The organism is Capillibacterium thermochitinicola (genome assembly GCF_013664685.1).
Lineage (GTDB): Bacteria > Bacillota > UBA4882 > UBA10575 > UBA10575 > Capillibacterium > Capillibacterium thermochitinicola.
In genome coordinates, this window is sequence record NZ_JAAKDE010000031.1 from 1 (window position 1) to 17,608 (window position 17,608).

Genomic DNA, 17,608 nt, shown 5'->3' on the forward strand with positions numbered 1-17,608 from the left:
CGGGCCTTCGCAAACAGACTAAATGCGCAAAATGTCAGGATGCTATGTATCTCTTAGCCGCCGAACTATGGAATTCATAATTGCCAAACACAATGATTATGTTCGATATAATAACCAAGACATAGATTATGATACCATTAAAAAGCTAAATAATATGTTGAATAAACAAAAAAAAACTGCTCATACATTCTATGAATATCCAGATATGTTGTTGGAATGTTATAAAGGAAATGAAAAAACATATATTTCAATATATATAAAAGAAGGGTATTTGTTTAAAGGCTATTTTCTTAAGGCTTTTACAGAAAGAATGGAGGATAAAAAAACTAAATGTTACAAGTTGGACAATGCTACAATAAAGATATTAGAAGAAATAAAAGTTAAATATGATGTAAAATGAGAACTTAATTAACGAATTCAACCTTATGAAGTATTATAACCCCCGGTATAAAATTACCGGGGGATTTTGCAAATGGAGGGGCATTGGATACTTAAAAACAAAATTTGGTTTTTAATCCTTGTTGTATCGGTTTTCGTTGTAATCATAACTATCTTACAGACAAAAATTGAACTTAAAGATATTGAAAAGCAATTATTCAAAAATTTTGTTTATGTAGGTTATCTTGTTTCTGGTAATTATGTTCGCGAGTTATATATGGTTTATATTTTCCCATAAAAAAGTTAATTGGCGAAAATCCCCATTATACGGTGTTGTAGTAGTATTATTACTTTTGATGGAGGAGAAACGCTTGCCAGTATCTTGGTCACAACTTCAAATTTTTGTACGGATGAAGGCATTAAAGTTGGAAGCAGAGTGAATGATGTCTATGTGGTTATAATTAATTAAAACAAAAACGGATTCGCCTTTCGCGGCGAATCCGTCTCGTTTGTAAGGTTAAGTATTAATGTTGGCTAACCAAGTAAACGCTGGTTAACCATTTAAACTGTTGGCGATGACAGTCAACAACTCGCCATCGGCGTCACTTAAGTACTCCCAGTACATGGCCCCGGCCAAACCCTGCTCTTTGACATAGCGGCACTTTTCGCCAATTGATTCTTGATCATCATACGAAATAAACGTGGTCCCGTCATAGAGGAAAGGCGCTTTGGCCACCTCGTCCCAATACCGGGTAAAACCGTTTTTGTTGATGTAGTATTTTTTCAAGTGTTTATAAGGAACGGAACCGCCGCGCCAGATCGTTCCCTGGTGCTTTTGGAATAACCCGTTCCCTTCCTTACCCGGTTCGACCTGGTAAAACTCGCGGCCGTAGGCAGCGACGCCCAATACGATTTTTCCGGCGGGGACGCCCGCTTCCCGGAGACGTTTAACAGCCAAATCAGCCGAAAGCCCTCCCTCCGCGGCGGGATCATTTTCGTTAAGATACAGGTTGGCATGGTGCCCGGTCGTCTCACACCAGGGGCCGTAAAAATCATAAGCCATGACATTAATGGAATTGACTAAAGGATGGACTTTTTCCAATTCAACGACCTCTTTGAACCATGGAGCCCCGTTGGCACAGAAAGAGATCTCCTTGTCCCTTCCCAGTTTCTCCCGGAGGAGTTGAAGGAGGAGGGTGAAGTTTTGCCGGTCTGCCGGACGGGATTTGATGACTCCCATCGCTCCGTTCACCGGGAATTCCCAGTCAAGATCGATCCCATCCAACTGGTGTTTTTCAAGATACTCCACGACACTGTCCACGAAGATCTCCCGGGTGGGGCCGGTGGCCACCATGTCGGAAAAGCCTTCGCCTTCCCACCCGCCGACCGCAACGATCACTTTCAGGTGGGGATACTTTTTCCGGATTTGCTTAACTTCAGCCCATGTCCGTTCGGTAATCATCTGCGCGGAGACGGTATCGGGTACCCCTTTGATGCGTACATCAAGATCAGAGATTCTAAATTCATTATCAATCCGGGCAAAGGATAACAGTAAATGGGTTAATTTGCGACCATGGATCTCCTGGGCGGTCCAGGGTTTCCCGCTCCAAGCCGGTAAATAGGCCATAACCTTATAATTTTGCTTTTTTTTAATGGTACTCCCTCCTTATCGGTTATAAACTATTTGCCTTTCACCATTAGGGTTCGTTAATTAGCAACTTTTACCTGCTGAAAGTTGGCGTTATTGTCAGTTTATTTTATTATTTAAAATAAAAGAAGATTCGCCGTTAAAGACGAATCTGTTTCCTTAGGGATCTTTAATTAGAACACGTTCCCGGGGAACTTCCGATAATGTTTTTTTGATCTCCGTTGTCTAAATCAAATCCCCCGCGGTCAGGTTATTTTCCGCTTCTGCTGGTGAATTTTTCTCTTGAAAAACCCGTTCGGCAATCTTCACCGCCTCGCGGGCGTCTTTCCCGTAGAAATCGGCCCCGATCTTTTGGGCGTAGTCCGCATTGAGGACGGCGCCCCCGACCATAATTTTGGCCTGGGGACAGTGGTGACGTAGGGCTTTGATGGTTTCTTCCATATTCTTGACGGTGGTGGTCATCAAGGCGCTCAAGCCTACCAAGGGGGCCTCCGCTTGCTTGACCTTTTCGACAATGTGCTCGATGGGGACATCTTTACCCAGGTCATAAACTTCAAAACCATAGTTCTCCAAGAGGATCTTCACGATATTCTTGCCGATATCATGGACATCCCCCTTGACGGTGGCAATGACAATCTTGCCTTTGCCGACCGCCGCGGTTTTGTTTTTCTCCAGATCTTCCTTGATCACGGCAAAAGCCCGCTTGACCGTTTCGGCGGCCTGGATCAGCTGCGGTAAAAACAACTCCCCTTTTTCGTAGCCGTCGCCGACCCGGTCCAGGGCCGGGATCAGGTAACGGTCGACGATCGCCAAACCATCTTCCTCTTTGAGGAGTGCCCTTACTGCTTTTGCCGCTTCTTCCTTGAGCCCGGCGAGGACTATTTTCGTCAGCTCTTTCCGCTCCGCTTCAGATTGGGCCTTTGCTTGATCCTCCGCTTTTTTTCCCGCTTTGTCTTCCAGCCCGGCGTAGGTGGCAATAAATTCTTGGCCGTCCCGGTCGTGGTTCCATAGTACGTTGAAGGCTTTGACAGTCGCGCGCATCTCGGCGTCTAACGGGTTCATGATCGGCGCATCTAAGCCCGCCGCCAGGGCCGCCGCCAAAAAGGTGCGGTTTAAGAGGTCACGGGCGGGGAGGCCAAAGGAGACATTGCTCACCCCAAGCGTGGTCTTGACCCCAAGCTTCTCCTTGACGAGCCGCAGGGCTTTTACCGTCTCCTGTACCTCCTGTTGTTGAGCGGAGGCCGTGAGGACCAGGCAGTCGACGATGATGTCTTCCTTGGGAATACCGTACTCGGCAGCCGTCTTAATGATCCGTTCGGCAATGGCCAGCCGTTCTTCGGCGGTTTTCGGGATGCCATGCTCGTCGAGGGTTAACGCCACCACCAGGCAACCATATTTTTTGACAATAGGTAAAAGAGCGGCCATGGATTTTGCTTCGCCATTAACGGAGTTAATGATCGGCCGTCCATTATAAATCCGGACCGCGGCCTCGATCACCTCCGGCGTGACACTGTCGATCTGCAGGGGAAGGTTGACGACCCCTTGGATCTCCTTAACGGCTTTAACCATGACCGCTTTTTCGTCGATCTCGGGCAGGCCCACATTGAGATCGAGGATATGGGCGCCATTATCCTGCTGGTCAACGGCTTCCCGGAGGAGATAATCCAGCTCCCCCTCGCGCAGGGCTTTTTGCAAGCGCCGCTTCCCGTTGGGGTTGATCCGTTCCCCAATGATCTTGACCGGGCCGCCCAGGGGGACGGTGGTCGTGCCGGAGCTGGCGGCGGTCAAACGCGGGGCCTTTATTGCTACCGGTTTCAGATCAGCCAACATATTCTTTAAGGCTTTGATGTGAGCGGGGGTGGTTCCACAGCAGCCGCCCAGAATGCGAACGCCGGCGGCGGCCATCTCCCGCCCGTAAGCCGCAAAATCGGCGGGGGTGATTTGAAAGACCATATCTTCACCGACCAACTGGGGCAGGCCGGCGTTCGGCTGGACAAGGACGGGGACTTGGGCGAACCTTAGCATCTCCCGAACCAACGGCAGAACCTCTTTCGGCCCGAGGGAACAGTTGATTCCCAACGCGGTGACGCCCAAACTTTGGAGGACATTGACCACGGTTAAGGGATCGGCGCCGGTCAGGGTCCGGCCGTCCTCCTGGAAGGTCATTGTACAGAAGACGGGTAAGTCGGCGTTTTCGCGGGCGGCGAGGATGGCGGCCTTTGCTTCGTAAAGATCGGACATGGTTTCAATCAAAATCAGATCGGCACCCGCCGCGGCACCGGCCCGGATCTGTTCGGCAAAGGCCTCGTACGCTTCATCAAAGCTTAAGGTGCCATAGGGCTCCATTAGCTGGCCTAAAGGGCCGATGTCCAAAGCCACCAGGATTTCCTCGTTATCCTTTGCGGTCCACCGGGCAATCTCCACCGCTGTCCGGATAACCGCGGCCAGATTCAGCCCGCTTCCGGCCAGTTTAAACCGGTTGGCGTTGAACGTATTGGTCGTCAGGACCTGGGCACCCGCTTCAATGTAAGCGCTGTGGATTCCGGCGATGACTTCCGCCCGTTCCAGATTGTATCTTTCGGGGATTTCTCCTGCTTTCATGCCGTAGCTTTGGAGCATGGTCCCCATGGCCCCGTCAAAGACCAGGAATTCGTCCAAATTAAGCTTGCGTTTCAATCTCCATCCCCACCTTTTCTGTACTGACAAGTTTTATCCGGACAACAGTGGCACTTGTCGGGGGCGTCCACTGTTTTTGCTTCCTCTAGCTTATCGGGCGCGTCCATTTCCGTTTTCTCCAGGCCGATGAAGGCCGTCACCGATTTGCGGGGGAGTAGAATATGGTCTTCGTTAACGGTGAGGCCGATCCGGGTGTAAGCCTGGAGCGTCTCCAGGATAGCCTTTTGGTGTACGATGGACAAGTCACCGTAACCGGGACTGTAGCGCGGAGTAAGGCGGTAACCTTCCGGGGCCACCTTTGCCCTTAGCTGTTCCTGCACTTGGTCGCAGACGGCTTCGATGGCGGCGGTGGCGCAAGCGTCCATGACGATTGCTCTGGTTAGATCTAAGCGTGCGTAAGCCGCGATTTTTTGGTCAACCGCCAGCCCGAGGGTGGCGGCGAGGACGGCGCAGCGGTCCGCCCGCCGCAGATGCCTGCCGAGGTCGCTGCTTTGCAGGTGTAAAGTGGTCGTCAGCAGCCGGATCTGGTCCCCGTGCTTTTCCAGGGGGTAGATCCGGTAGACGACGCCCGGCCGCATCAACACTTTTGTTTCCGCCCGGCATTCCTCGATTAAACTCATCATGGCCGGATCGATCCTTTGGTTCCGGTAACCCAGGTACCTCAATACTTCTCCCGGCGGGATCTCCATCGGCGATCACCTCGGTTTTAAATAATAGTACACATTTATTGACCGAAAAGCAAGATTTACCTTTTGTGGAGTTATTTCGTCCCGCCTGTTCGTGCCCGGCGGACCCTGCGCAATGAACCCTTGACAATTGGTTTGGTTTACCGTAAAATCTAATAAAATATCTCAATTTAATAGATGGTCTTATCAAGAGAGGTGGAGGGACTGGCCCGATGAAGCCCGACAACCGGCATTCTCATCCGAATGCAACGGTGTCAATTCCTGCAGGGATTACCCCTGAAAGATAAGAAACGCGCAGGCACAAAGCATCGTTTGCTTGGTAAATAAAAGGCTGCTTTCTTATCGAAAGCAGCCTTTTTCTTCCTTCCGGTTTTCGTATGGTATATGGGGAAGACTTTTTGCGCCTTTTTTGGTGACAAAACGGGTACCGACGGGAATATGGTAATATGAAGCAAACCGGGCCTGAAAGGAGGATAAAATGCGGATCAAGGATTATTACAAAAACAAACCCGTCTTTTCGCTGGAGATTTTCCCCCCGAAACCCGGTTCTCCCCTGGACGGGGTGTTCGCGACCATTGATGCCCTCTCTGTTCTGCGGCCTGATTTCATCAGCGTTACCTACGGCGCCGCCGGGGGAAGCCGCTTCTATACAGTAGAGATTGCCGATACCATCAAGAACAAATACGGGATTGAAGCCCTTGCTCATCTGACCTGCATAAACTCGACCAAGGAAGAGGTGGCGGAGATCCTTGGCCGTTTGCAGAAGGCCAAGATTGAGAACATCCTTGCGCTAAGGGGCGACCGGCCGGCGGACCAAAGTACGATACCCCCGACCACCGATTTTCAATATGCTTCCGACTTGATTAAGTTCATCAAAACCAAGGCGGATTTCTGCATCGGGGCCGCCTGCTACCCGGAGGTCCACATCGAAGCCGAAGACGCCATGGCCGATCTCCACAATTTGAAAAGAAAGGTGGAGACGGGGGCGGATTTCCTCATCACCCAGCTGTTTTTGGATAATAGTATTTTTTATGCCTTCCGGGAAAAGCTCGATAAGCTCGCGATCGGGGTGCCGGTGGCGGCCGGGATCATGCCGGTCCTCAACAAAAAGCAGATCGAGCGGATTACCAGCCTTTGCGGGGCCAGCATCCCGCCGAAGTTCCGGCGGATTCTGGACCGCTACGAAAACAGTCCGGAGGCGTTGAAGGAAGCCGGCATTGCTTATGCCACGGAACAGATCATCGATCTGCTCTCCAGCGGGGTGGATGGCATCCATCTGTACACGATGAACCGTCCCGAGGTGGCCAAGACGATTTTCGGCCAGATCTCCGGCATCCGGAAACACTTAAAAGCGGAGACCTGAAAGGGCCGGTTAAGTTAAGGGGCCAACAATCTTTGTCCCGTGGACTTCTTTGACGCCGGTATATTCCACTAATTGTTCGTAGTTCTCCCTGGTGACGCCCCCGCCGGCCAGGATCACGATCCGGTCCCCGGCTTGCTTCACCAAGGCTTTGATGGTTTCCCGGTTCGCCAGGGCGGTGCCGGGCCCTCCCTTGGTCAGGACCCGGTGGATCCCGCAGGCGATCAATTGCTCGAGGGCTTCCTCTTTATCCTCAATCTCGTCGAAGGCCATGTGAAAAGTGATCTCTAGGTCACCGGCCTTTTCGACCAGTCTTTTCACCACGGCCTCATCGATCCGATGGTCGACGGTGAGGGCCCCGATGACCACGGCGTTGACACGGGCCTCCCGGCAGAGGGCGATGTCCTTCTCCATAATCCGGATCTCTTCTTCGCTGTAAACAAAATTGCCACCCCGGGGCCGGATCATCACATTGATGGGCAGGTCCAGGGTTTCCTTGGCCAGTAGAATCGTGCCGTAACTGGGAGTGGTGCCGCCCTCCTTCAGGTTGTCACAAAGCTCAATCCGCTGAGCCCCTAGTTCGAAGGCCTTCTTTGCCTCCAGAAAGCTTCCGACACAAGCCTCTTTAATAATCCCCATGTTTCTCATTCCTTTCGGTGCAAAGCGGTAGGGCGCTTTTCTTTTTTTCGCGCGCTTATAATTCAATACTTAACCCAAACCGGTGGCGCGGGGAAACCTCTTCGGTCCAGGGATATACCAGTTCGTAGAATAGGAAGAAGAAATCGGTTCCCACGAGAAGATAAGGGTACTGAAAACCGTCCTTACTGGAGAACTGCGCCCCGCCTCCACCATAAAACGAAATCCGGGACGAAGGGGCGTTGAAAAAGTAGACGGTGCCAACCGGCAAATTTAAATCCCGTTCCCGGTATGAGTAGTCAAGATTGCCAGTGAGATAGAGCCTATCGTACAGGCGGACTTTGAGCCCCGGCGCCCAGTTCTTTTCGTAACGGTAGAGGTTTAGGAAGAACGCGGGCGGGGGGTCTTCCTCGGCCAGGGCGCGGGAATGCCCCGTCCAGGTCTGAGTCTCCTTGGCCGTGTTGGGCTGGGCGGGAGAACGGTTCCCGGCGTACAGACCAATAGAACCGCTGACCGTTGCGGCCTGGATCTGCACCACGGCCCCTTCATCCTGAAGGAAGAGGGTCTTTGCTTGCCCGGCCTTCTCCCCCGGGAAATCCGAGCTGATCTTGCCGGAACGGCTTTTGAGTTGACCCTTCATCTTCGTGCCGGCGGGGAAGAAAAGGCGGAGATCCCCCGAGACCGAGTCAACCGTCAGGGAAACCGGTGCGCTAATGGTTGCCCAGGTGGCGGTGAGATCGCCGGAGACCGTTGAGATGTTGAACCATCCGCCGTCGAGACCGCGCAGGTCAACCTTGCCGGAAACGGTATGGAGCCCGGCGCTTGCGACCGGCCCGTCGATCCAAATGTCACCGCTGGCGGAATTGGCATCAACCCGGATAACCGGCCGTTCAAAGGTTGCCCCAATCTTGCCGGAAGCGGTATTGGCGGCAAAGGACTCCACTTCGCCTTGGAACGAGACATCGCCAGAGGCTGTATTCACAGCGATGGATAGGCCGAACCGGCCGCGGAAAATACAGTCGCCGGAGGCCGTATTCACCGTCAAGCTGGTGCCGGCCGGGACCGTGATCTTGATCTTGCCCGAAGCCTGGGTGAATGAGGAAGAGACCTTACTGTCGGGAACAGACCGGATCTGCAGGCGATTTTCATCGACCGTAAAGACCGGTTCATAGGCTTCGATCAATTTTTCGACCGTCCGTCTGAAGGGAGCCTGGAAGGTCATCCAGACTTCTACCTCAACCATTTGACCGGCCGTCTGGTACACCTCTACATCCTGGAAGGCCGCTTCCACCACGACGAATCCGTCCGGAGCGAGGCGGAAGGACTCTTTGGTGTAGTAAGAGTCGGACGCCGCGAGAGCGCCTTGCGGGCACACCAAAATCAACAGCCACAACCCGAGGAAGGAGAGGAATAAACCACGGGTCAAGAGCGGGCGGATTCGCATCCTTTTCCCCCTCCTTAACTAAAAAAGTTAATATACCCCTGAATCAGTACGATCAAGATGATCACCGGCAGGACCCATTGGAAGTAGGGTTTAAAAGCACGGGGCATCTTAATCCCCTGGCCGGTGTTGACTTCCTGCAGGTAGTTGTCAAAACCCCAACCGTAACGGGTTACGCAGAAAAGCAGGTAAACCAGGGAACCGATGGGCAGCAGATTGTAACTGAGGATAAAGTCCTCCAGCGTCAAGATATCCGTGCCCGCCCCCAGCGGTTGGAACTCCTTGAGGACATTGAACCCTAAGATGCAGGGCATTGAGAGAAGAATCAATAAAAAGGCATTGATGAGGGACGATTTTTGGCGGCTCCAGCCCCAGAGGTCCATCCCGAAGGCAATGATGTTTTCAAAAACGGCGATTACCGTCGAGTAGGCGGCAAAGGTCATAAAGAGAAAGAAGAGGGCTCCCCAGATTTGTCCGCCGCTCATGGCGTTGAAGATATTGGGCAGAGTGACAAAGACCAGGCCGGGACCGTCACCGGGGTCGACCCCAAAAGCAAAGCAGGCCGGGAAGATGATGAGCCCCGCCAGCAGCGAGATGGAAGTGTCCAGGGCGGCGATGTTGATCGACTCGCCGTAAAGATTCCGTTCTTTCCCGATGTAACTCCCGAAGATCGCCATTGAACCAACCCCGAGGCTTAAAGTGAAGAAAGCCTGGCTCATCGCGGCGAAGACCGTTTCCCAGAGCCCCTTTTCCTGCATGCGGTTTAAATCCGGGAGGAGGTAGAACTTAAGTCCGTCCCCGGCGTTGGGCAGGGTCATGGCCTTAACCGCCAGCATGATGATGAGCGCGAACAACAAGGTCATCATCACCTTGGTCACCTTCTCGACCCCTTTCTGCAAACCGAGGGAGCAGACGCCAAAACAGAACACGGTGGTAATGACCATCCAAACGGTCATTTCGAACGGGTCGGCCAGTAAATTGACAAAAACCTGCCCGACCTGTTGGGTATCAAGCCCGCTAAACTGCCCGAGCAAGAATTTGTAGAAATAAGCCAGCATCCAGCCGGCGACGGTGGTGTAAAACATCATCAACAGATAATTGCCGGCAATGCCCGCATACCCCATCAGATGCCATTTCTGCCCTTTGCCCTCCATTACGTGGAAGGAAGTGGCAATGCTTTTCTGGCTCGCCCGGCCGACCGCCAGTTCCATGGTCAGGATCGGGATCCCCAGTGCCACGATGCAGATCAAATAGATGAGGACAAAGATACCGCCGCCATACTGCCCGGTGATGTAAGGAAAACGCCATACATCACCCAGGCCGATAGAACAAGCGGCCGAGATTAAAATAAAACCTAACCGGGAAGCAAACCGTTCTCTTTTTTTCACTTGGCAACCTCCTTTGTGACTGAGAGAACTTTGTGGTTTTGGAGATTTATTAATAAAAATTGGTTAAATTATGAAATTAATTATATGATAATTTTTGTAATTTCGCAAACAGAATTTAGGGGGATCAGTGGGCTGTTTATTTTTTGTTGAGAATCGGGGTGTATGATCGAAATGGGCGCTTTCCTCGGCCAAGAACTATTTGGGGAACGCCGGCAAGGCTCCTCCGGAGGAGGCGACTGGGCGCCCGGCAGAATATAAAGGTAAAGGAGTTGTAAAGAATGGCGAAACGACTTGGTTCAAGACTATTTTTCCTGCTGGCAGTAGTATTCATCTTTTCCGGGCTCGTCTTGGCGGCGAAACCGGAGTTTTCCGCTGAGATGATCCAGACCGATGCGAAGGGTAAGGTGACAACGGGGAAAATTTACGTTCAAGGCCCGGAAAAAATCCGCCATGAGTTCAGCGATGGCGATACGGTCTCCGTCACCATCCTGCGCCTGGATAAAAAGGTCAGTTGGACGCTGCTGCCGGATCAACAATATATGGAAGTGAGCTTCCAGTTTGATCCCAACCAACTCAACCCGGAACTGGAGTACGAGATGAAGACCCTCGGCAGCGAGACCGTCAACGGTTATGATTGCCAGATCATTCAATATACCTATAAAGAACGGAAATACGGTATCTTGGTCCAATGGTTCTCAGAGGAACTGGGTTTTGCGGTCAAGACCCAAACCAAGGACGCCAAGGGGAAGGTCACTTCCACCGTGGAGTACCGGAACATCGTCGAGGGCAAACAGCCGGATGAGTTATTTGAGATCCCAAACGGGTACACGAAGTTTTCGATCATTCCGAAACTGCCCTTACCCTTCTAGACTGGAATAGAGCGTTTGTTTCTTTAAAATTGTTATCCAATAAGTTTGGAAAGGAACCCAGGCGGTTCCTTTCTTCGTTTTATGCCATCGTGCATGCCGCTTACGCTTTATTTATTGCTTATTTTTGTTTAAATTTGCGGTTTAAAACCTAACCGGTCTTTTTTACATCTGTGTGTAAGCTGGCCTCTCATGCCTTATTGTAAAAACCTTTTAGGACAAGAGTAAATTTCCATGTATAGGTAATATGTAATAAGAGTATTATTATAGTAATTATTTTAAACATAAATACGAAATGAAGCTCTAAAAGGGTGATATTGATAGTTAAATTCCGCGAAGCTGCTGCCAGATCAACCAAGATCCTTTTCATTGGGAATAGGACAACCAGAAAAAAGTAATTAAGTGTATTATCCAATTTTTATGGGGTGTATGGCTTAAGGTTGGATGAAGAAGAACGTTATAAAATGAGTTTCTCTTCAGTAGTAGATCTGACCACAGAGGACGAGAAGACTACAGGCTGTTTCTTCGAACGGCATGGAGTTGGGGAATTAGAAGAGATCGATGAAAGTCCGGCCATTTTTAATAACAACGAACACTTAGTAGCTCAAGGGGTAAAGAAAATCCCAAACGGATACCCGGCTGCTGACTTGGTTTACCGGGTGCACAATAAAGGCGTAGATATTGACAAAGTAGCAGGTTCCCGTATTAATAAGGAGACTTTAGAAAGTGATCTCTAAAGGCAGCTTCTAGTCTGCCTTATATCGTCCACTGGTTATGAATAATCCCTGTTAATCGCCATTCATCTTCGTATTTCTCGAACACCAAACGGAGGCTTTGCCAGTCCATTCCTTCATAAACCGGATCAAAGCCGGGGAAATAATACTCGACGATGATCGGGTTTTCATAAACCTCAAATTGGTTTTCAAGTGCATTCCCGCTGCTTAATACTTGGTTGTACCCGATCTGGTCGGCATTGATAAAGTCGGCGGAGTAAATGAATTTGGCGTAATATTCGCTGGGAGTTAACATGATCTCCTCACCGCTGCCGTCATAATAACCCCAAAGGTAACGTTGCTGGTTATTAAAGAAATTCCTTATTTCATTCGGGGTAAAAACCAGATCCCGCTCGGTATCGACGTAGGTGTACGGAGTGAACCGGACCCCTTTGACCGGGTGGACATATTGCGCCAGTTTTTCCGCATCTTTGGTGCTGAGCGCCTGCATGACCATATTCGCGACGTCGACGATCATTGCTTTGGCTTCCGTACTGGGGATGATCTTGTTTTCCTTTACGCCGGATGCTACTGGAGGGGTTTCCCGGCCGGTCTTCGCTTCGTCCGTTTCTTCATCCACTTGCTGACTTGCCGGAAGGGTAAACTCGATGGTGGTTCTCAACTGACTGCCCTCAACTTTATCCCCGTCCTCCTCCGGGATGACCAAAATCTCGATTTCCGCGCGGTAGCGCCCCGGACTGGCTGCGTTTCCCGTTTTGTCTCGCCGGTCCCATTGGTCCTGCCAACGCAAAGCTTCGCCGGGGTTAATCTGCTTATAGACCAAGGCCATGGTGAAGAATTTACCGTCCGAATACCGGTAGACTTCTTCACCTTTTTCATCTCTGATTACCAGTTCAAACTGCTGTCCTGAGCCAAACGGCAGTACCAGTACTTCGGAGGAGTGATTGGTTAACGCAAAATCGAAGATGACTTTGTCTTCGGTTATTTGGTAAGCGGCGCTGGTGGACAATTGCCCTCTTGTTGAGCTCAGCTGCTCCGTTTTCGTGGTACCGGAATTAGAGCCGCCCACTTTGTGCACTTGGCTTAAGAAAAGTAAGAGGGAAACAACAATTATACCCACGACCATAAAAATATTGCGCAAGTGTTTCTTTTTCATCGAATCACATCTTTCTTGTTTGATATATGTAAATGACGACACGCGGCGGGATTTAGTTCCGGTTTCCCGGCCTATTTTTATTGGGATTTTTTCTAATGGACTTACCTCCTTGTTTTTCACTTTACTGGTCGGTTTTGGTCCGCTTCTTGCGGCTGTGCTTGTAATTAAAGTGAACGGCGGAAGTGTACGTCTCTGGTTCTGTCGGATTTTTACGTGGAAAATAAAGTTCCACTGGTGTAAAACGAATATGGCGTTTCTTAACAGAACGTAGTATCCTTTCTTTTTATCAAGCAATCTCTGGTATTTGTTGAGCAGAAGATCGAGTTTGTCGCCGACCTTCAGAACTTCTTCGTCGGTATAGCCTTTGGCATTCCAGACTGCATGGAGACGCGCCCGGCCGCGGGCGATTTTTATTTCCAGGATTTTCATTTGTATCCTTCTCATCAGGAGCATTTGGTTTGTTCCTCCGGAGCCCCAAACATTGCAGCGTCTACCATATCATGGTATAATGTGCATATATAATGGGAGGGACGAAAGCGCTCGATTCGGGCAGAACGACTGCGTAAGGTTGGCCGCCCCTGCAGTCGTTCATCTGCGTCTTGGTTTGGTGCGCTTCCGTCCGTCAACAAATAACACCAATCGACAAGGTTTTGTCTATGGTGTTATTGTTTGTCCAGGTTTGGTTGGGGTTACATAGCGGCTGCCCGGTCTCAACAGTAGAATAGCGGCGTCGTAATGGTTCATATTGGCCGTGGTAACATTCTTAGGAAATTCTGGTTATATTATATGTTCTTAGTGAACATCTGTCAAGGAGAAAATCTTAATGAAGAACACAACTCCTGGCGATCGGTTAAGGCAACTAAGAAAACACCTAAACCTCACCCAATTGGCTTTTAGTGAAGAAATTGGGATGACGCATGGTAACTTATCAAAAATTGAAAAGAACCAAATAGCAATGACCAAAGCCTTCCTCAAAGCTTTAAAACTGCGGTTTTCCTGTAATCCTCACTGGATCGAAACCGGCAAAGGAGAGATGTTCATCTCTCCTGAAGAGTACATCGCCGATGGGATCAAATATCTCGGGATCCCAAAATACGGCGAGGGCCTGTTGAAAGTCTTGAATGACCCGCAATTTGCTGAATTGCGTTCAATGATCATGATCGGGGAAAAAGCGACGGGGGAGATAGATCCGGAGTTAATGAGTTATTTGTGCTATATTCTGAACAAGTGGCAGCAAGGGGATGAAGATATTCGAGGGTGGTTGAAGATACAGTTGGATAGCCAGAAGCGTGGTAGTGAATGAATATGATGAAGCAAAGGCCAGGTGAACCGCAGGGATGAGAACTGTTTGCAACTGGGGATTAGCTTGAGTCATTACCCTCTTTGTTAGAATAGCTATAGCTACAGAGAGGTTTTTTTATTTTTTATAACGGAAAGCCTTTTGGTTCTTCCTTGTTTATTTGGTCAGGTTATTGAGCACTTCTTTTGCGCACAAGCATCGCAGTCACAGAAAGAGGTGTATTATAATGGCACGTGCTTTTCGGAGCACCGCTTCGTTTGGTAAGCGGCAGGAATATGTGGTTATTGCCGAGTTGCTCAGACGGGGATTTGATGTCTACCAAACTTTGGTGGATGACCAGGGGATTGATTGCATAATCCGGTTGGATGACCAGGGAGGGCTCCGGTATATTGATCTTCAAATAAAAGCCCGCTCCAAAGATTGTGACCCTAATAACGCTGGGCGCTTTGCTGCCATAGAAATTGTCAACCCCCGGCCTAATTATTATTTCATTTTTTATTCTGAACAGGCTGACACTTACTGGGTCGTTCCCTCTTTGAAGTTGGTATCCATAGCTTATCAAAACAAGAAAGGCAAAAACATGGGTAGGTATGGTATAAATTTTTGCACTTTACGGGCTAATGGCGAGGTCATCCCAAACCCAAAGTTTGATGAGTATAGGGATAATTTTAACCTGCTTAAACAGGCGTAACTGTGAATAACAAACACCATGAATGTAATTCTAAGTAGCTCTTGCTTTCCACTCCTGCCAATATTCACGGAGAAAATCTTCGGTGACCGGTTGGGAATGGTCGGCAAATAACCGCTGATATTCTTCGTCAAATAATTGATAATCAGCGGGAGCCAGACTCTTGCGCAAGCGGTAGCTCCATTCCACTCCAGTGGTCAGGGCGGTCCAGGAGAGGTTGGCCGAACTGATGAAGACTTCACTGTCGTGCGGCAGGTCAAAGAAGTAGGCTTTGGGATGGAAGGAACGGCCGGTTTCGGCGTATACCCGGAGTTCAAGGGAGAGGCCGACCTTTTCCTGCAGGTATTTGAGGGCATATGGTTCAGTGTTGTAAAGATAGGTGCCGGTGAGAATAGTGATCGAGGTTCCCCGTCCGGCGGCTTCTTCTAAAGGTTTGGCCATGAGCCGGGCGCCGGATTCAGTAATGAAGGCTACCAGGAAACGGATCCGGAGCGCTTCGGTAATGGAAGTGCGGAGATATTTATAGAGCGGATCCCCGGGTCCTCTGATACAGTTACGCAGGCGGTACAGATCCATGTCCGGACTCATTTTAGGCCGCCCTCCCTAACTGGTTTTAACATTAATTCTATAGTTTACCATTTAAACCCTTCGTGATTTCCGGGGGTTTTTACTGGGGGTGATTGAGCGCCGGAATATGAGTGAATACCTCCAGTGGCAAGGAGAGCAAAAGCGAATCAATGATCGAAGTAATATTGCGTATATCAGATAAGCCTATTGATAACTGAGGAATATATACACTAATTTAATACAACAAGAGCTACCGCCCGGGGGAGGAGAGTTTTGACCGGAGTTATTCGGTGACGTTAAGGCCGGATTTGATACTCGAGATTAAAGGGGAAATCTACATCTTTGATGCCAAGTTTAAACACGAGAGACTGGATCTTGGCCAACTCACTGGGAGCGACGACGAGGAAGATGTAACCCCGTCCGGAACCACCTTCGAAAAAGCGGACCTTTACAAGATGCATACCTACAGGGATGCCATCCGCGGCTGCCGGAGGCTTATGTGTTGTATCAGGATGATGAGACGAGGATTTTCCATGCTGGCGAGACTGGAGGCCTAGAGGGGGTAGGGGTGATTGGTTGTAAGATTATAGAAGATAATAAGGTGTTAGAAGACTTCATAGAGAAGATCTTTTGCTCTCACGATCGAAAAGATGTTAATTAATTGCAAGGGTTATTTCAGGTTAATGTTATGATATTTAGGGATTAGGGGAGGAGAATTTCCAATGCATCCTTTGGTTGAATTGGCGCGTAAGTATTATTATATTATTTGAATTCACATAAAAATGAACCCCTAATTACTGGAAGGCCAGACGACCAAAGTTAATCCAGTCGTTATAATGTTTTGATAAAAAGTATGAGGAGGAAAACGGAATGGCTTTATGGTTGGTTAGAGCTGGTAGTTTTGGGGAAAGTGAGGAACTAGCTTTAACTAAAAATATAGCAGTAATTGGCTGGGAGGAGCTACCGGACTTATCAGGAATTAACTCTCGTGAAGATTTATGGGAGTTATTAGAACAAATATATCCGAACAATAAAAAGAAAACACTTCAAAATTGGCAAACCCAGATTTGGGGATTTATAAATGGAATTCAAAAAGGTGATTTAATTGCCTTACCATTAAAAAGTCGACCTATGATTGCCTTTGGTAGAGTTCAAGGCTCTTATCAATACAGAGAAGATTTACCGCCGGAAGCAAAACATACTCGTTCTGTAGAATGGATAACAGAATTACCTAGGGGAGCAATTGCACAGGATATTCTTTATTCATTAGGTGCATTTTTAACTGTTTGTCGTATACAACGTAATAACGCGGAAGAAAGAATTATTAGTCTGCTAGAAGGAAGAAGCAATAGTATGCTGACTAATTCTGAAGAATCAAACGACGCTGAGGCAATAGTTGATTTGGAAGAGTATTCTCGAGATCAAATTCGTTCCTATATCTCGAAAAATTTCAAAGGGCATGAGTTAACGCGGCTGGTAGCTGCGATCTTACAAGCCCAGGGGTATCAAGTTAAAGTTTCTCCTGAAGGCCCGGACGGAGGGATTGATATTATTGCGGGTAAAGGGCCGTTGGGATTTGATCCCCCGCGTCTAGCTGTTCAAGTAAAGTCCAGCGAATTACCGGTTGACGTTAAAGTATTGAGAGAACTACAGGGTGTCATGAAGAATTTTGGAGCAGAGCAAGGACTGTTCGTATCATGGGGTGGATATAAGAAATCTGTTTTAAATGAGGCGGCAAGGTTATATTTTGAAATACGCTTATGGGAATCAGATGATATAATTCAGATGCTCCAGAAATATTATGATCAACTGCCGGAGGAAATTAAAACTGAACTCCCGATGAAAAGGGTTTGGACCTTAGTTTTAAGTGAAGAATAAGATTAAATCTTTATACAATTAATTTATTGTACAATGCAGATGTACATGATTTTTTCATTAGTGGGAAACAAGGTTCTGAGAGGTTACTGGTTGGGGTCGAAGCGAAGGTTGATGAAGAATTTGGGGATATTTATTAGTGAATATTACCTGGAAAGTAAACTCAAAAAACTAAACAATCATAATACCGCGTATTTCGGTCAATTCGA

15 protein-coding genes, 1 pseudogene and 1 riboswitch are annotated in these 17,608 nt (G+C 48.8%); of the genes and pseudogenes, 8 read left to right on the plus strand and 8 right to left on the minus strand.

Features of this window, described 5'->3' with window-relative positions; genetic code table 11:
• Nucleotides 1–22 precede the first annotated feature (22 nt).
• The gene (locus G5B42_RS10480) at nucleotides 23–400 is read left to right on the plus strand and encodes a hypothetical protein (RefSeq protein WP_181340428.1); all 378 of its coding nucleotides are present in this window, start codon (nucleotides 23–25) and stop codon (nucleotides 398–400) included.
• A 531-nt stretch (nucleotides 401–931) separates the two neighbouring features.
• On the opposite strand, the gene G5B42_RS10485 is transcribed toward G5B42_RS10480, so the two are convergent.
• The 3 genes from G5B42_RS10485 to G5B42_RS10495 form a co-directional block, all read right to left on the minus strand.
• Entirely contained in the window at nucleotides 932–2,005 is a 1,074-nt protein-coding gene (locus G5B42_RS10485; RefSeq protein WP_181340429.1) for a glycoside hydrolase family 18 protein, read from the minus strand.
• Between the two features lie 246 nt (nucleotides 2,006–2,251).
• Nucleotides 2,252–4,702, minus strand: a complete 2,451-nt coding sequence (locus G5B42_RS10490) for a homocysteine S-methyltransferase family protein (RefSeq protein ID WP_269206216.1) — start codon at nucleotides 4,700–4,702, stop codon at nucleotides 2,252–2,254.
• Nucleotides 4,699–5,391, minus strand: a complete 693-nt coding sequence (locus G5B42_RS10495; protein WP_181340430.1) for a vitamin B12 dependent-methionine synthase activation domain-containing protein — start codon at nucleotides 5,389–5,391, stop codon at nucleotides 4,699–4,701. The genes G5B42_RS10490 and G5B42_RS10495 overlap by 4 nt, the downstream gene beginning before the upstream one ends.
• A 177-nt stretch (nucleotides 5,392–5,568) precedes the next feature.
• Nucleotides 5,569–5,678, plus strand: a riboswitch (SAM riboswitch).
• A gap of 188 nt (nucleotides 5,679–5,866) precedes the next feature.
• On the opposite strand from G5B42_RS10495, the gene metF reads away from it, so the two are divergent.
• On the plus strand, nucleotides 5,867–6,751 hold the full coding sequence (metF, locus tag G5B42_RS10500) for a methylenetetrahydrofolate reductase [NAD(P)H] (RefSeq protein WP_181340431.1): 885 nt from the start codon (nucleotides 5,867–5,869) through the stop codon (nucleotides 6,749–6,751).
• 9 nt (nucleotides 6,752–6,760) lie between these two features.
• Here the strand turns inward: metF and G5B42_RS10505 are convergent, their stop codons facing one another.
• From G5B42_RS10505 to G5B42_RS10515, 3 genes are read right to left on the minus strand one after another with little or no spacing between them, the layout of a single operon-like run.
• Nucleotides 6,761–7,387, minus strand: a complete 627-nt coding sequence (locus G5B42_RS10505) for a copper homeostasis protein CutC (RefSeq protein WP_181340432.1) — start codon at nucleotides 7,385–7,387, stop codon at nucleotides 6,761–6,763.
• 55 nt (nucleotides 7,388–7,442) lie between these two features.
• Nucleotides 7,443–8,828, minus strand: a complete 1,386-nt coding sequence (locus tag G5B42_RS10510) for a DUF4097 family beta strand repeat-containing protein (RefSeq protein WP_181340433.1) — start codon at nucleotides 8,826–8,828, stop codon at nucleotides 7,443–7,445.
• A gap of 14 nt (nucleotides 8,829–8,842) precedes the next feature.
• Nucleotides 8,843–10,213, minus strand: coding sequence for a sodium-dependent transporter (locus G5B42_RS10515; RefSeq protein WP_181340434.1), 1,371 nt, complete (start codon nucleotides 10,211–10,213; stop codon nucleotides 8,843–8,845).
• Between the two features lie 278 nt (nucleotides 10,214–10,491).
• Between G5B42_RS10515 and G5B42_RS10520 the strand changes: the two genes are divergently transcribed.
• Together G5B42_RS10520 and G5B42_RS10525 are read left to right on the plus strand one after the other, a co-directional pair.
• Nucleotides 10,492–11,082: a DUF4412 domain-containing protein gene (locus tag G5B42_RS10520; RefSeq protein WP_181340435.1), complete on the plus strand. Its 591-nt coding sequence runs from the start codon at nucleotides 10,492–10,494 to the stop codon at nucleotides 11,080–11,082.
• Between the two features lie 437 nt (nucleotides 11,083–11,519).
• A complete protein-coding gene (locus tag G5B42_RS10525; protein WP_181340436.1) occupies nucleotides 11,520–11,816 on the plus strand; it encodes a hypothetical protein in 297 nt (98 codons plus the stop codon).
• Between the two features lie 19 nt (nucleotides 11,817–11,835).
• On the opposite strand, the gene G5B42_RS10530 is transcribed toward G5B42_RS10525, so the two are convergent.
• A complete protein-coding gene (locus G5B42_RS10530) occupies nucleotides 11,836–13,413 on the minus strand; it encodes a BsuPI-related putative proteinase inhibitor (RefSeq protein ID WP_231133502.1) in 1,578 nt (525 codons plus the stop codon).
• Between the two features lie 379 nt (nucleotides 13,414–13,792).
• Between G5B42_RS10530 and G5B42_RS10535 the strand changes: the two genes are divergently transcribed.
• Together G5B42_RS10535 and G5B42_RS10540 are read left to right on the plus strand one after the other, a co-directional pair.
• On the plus strand, nucleotides 13,793–14,272 hold the full coding sequence (locus G5B42_RS10535) for a helix-turn-helix domain-containing protein (protein WP_181340438.1): 480 nt from the start codon (nucleotides 13,793–13,795) through the stop codon (nucleotides 14,270–14,272).
• Nucleotides 14,273–14,597: 325 nt separating this feature from the next.
• Entirely contained in the window at nucleotides 14,598–14,960 is a 363-nt protein-coding gene (locus G5B42_RS10540; protein ID WP_231133503.1) for a hypothetical protein, read from the plus strand.
• 30 nt (nucleotides 14,961–14,990) lie between these two features.
• On the opposite strand, the gene G5B42_RS10545 is transcribed toward G5B42_RS10540, so the two are convergent.
• On the minus strand, nucleotides 14,991–15,545 hold the full coding sequence (locus G5B42_RS10545; RefSeq protein WP_181340440.1) for a phospholipase D-like domain-containing protein: 555 nt from the start codon (nucleotides 15,543–15,545) through the stop codon (nucleotides 14,991–14,993).
• Nucleotides 15,546–15,775: 230 nt separating this feature from the next.
• Between G5B42_RS10545 and G5B42_RS10550 the strand changes: the two are divergent.
• Together G5B42_RS10550 and G5B42_RS10555 are read left to right on the plus strand one after the other, a co-directional pair.
• A pseudogene (locus G5B42_RS10550) lies at nucleotides 15,776–16,081 on the plus strand (nuclease domain-containing protein); the annotation flags it as partial.
• Nucleotides 16,082–16,394: 313 nt separating this feature from the next.
• Entirely contained in the window at nucleotides 16,395–17,402 is a 1,008-nt protein-coding gene (locus tag G5B42_RS10555) for a restriction endonuclease (protein ID WP_181340441.1), read from the plus strand.
• Nucleotides 17,403–17,608: the final 206 nt, after the last annotated feature.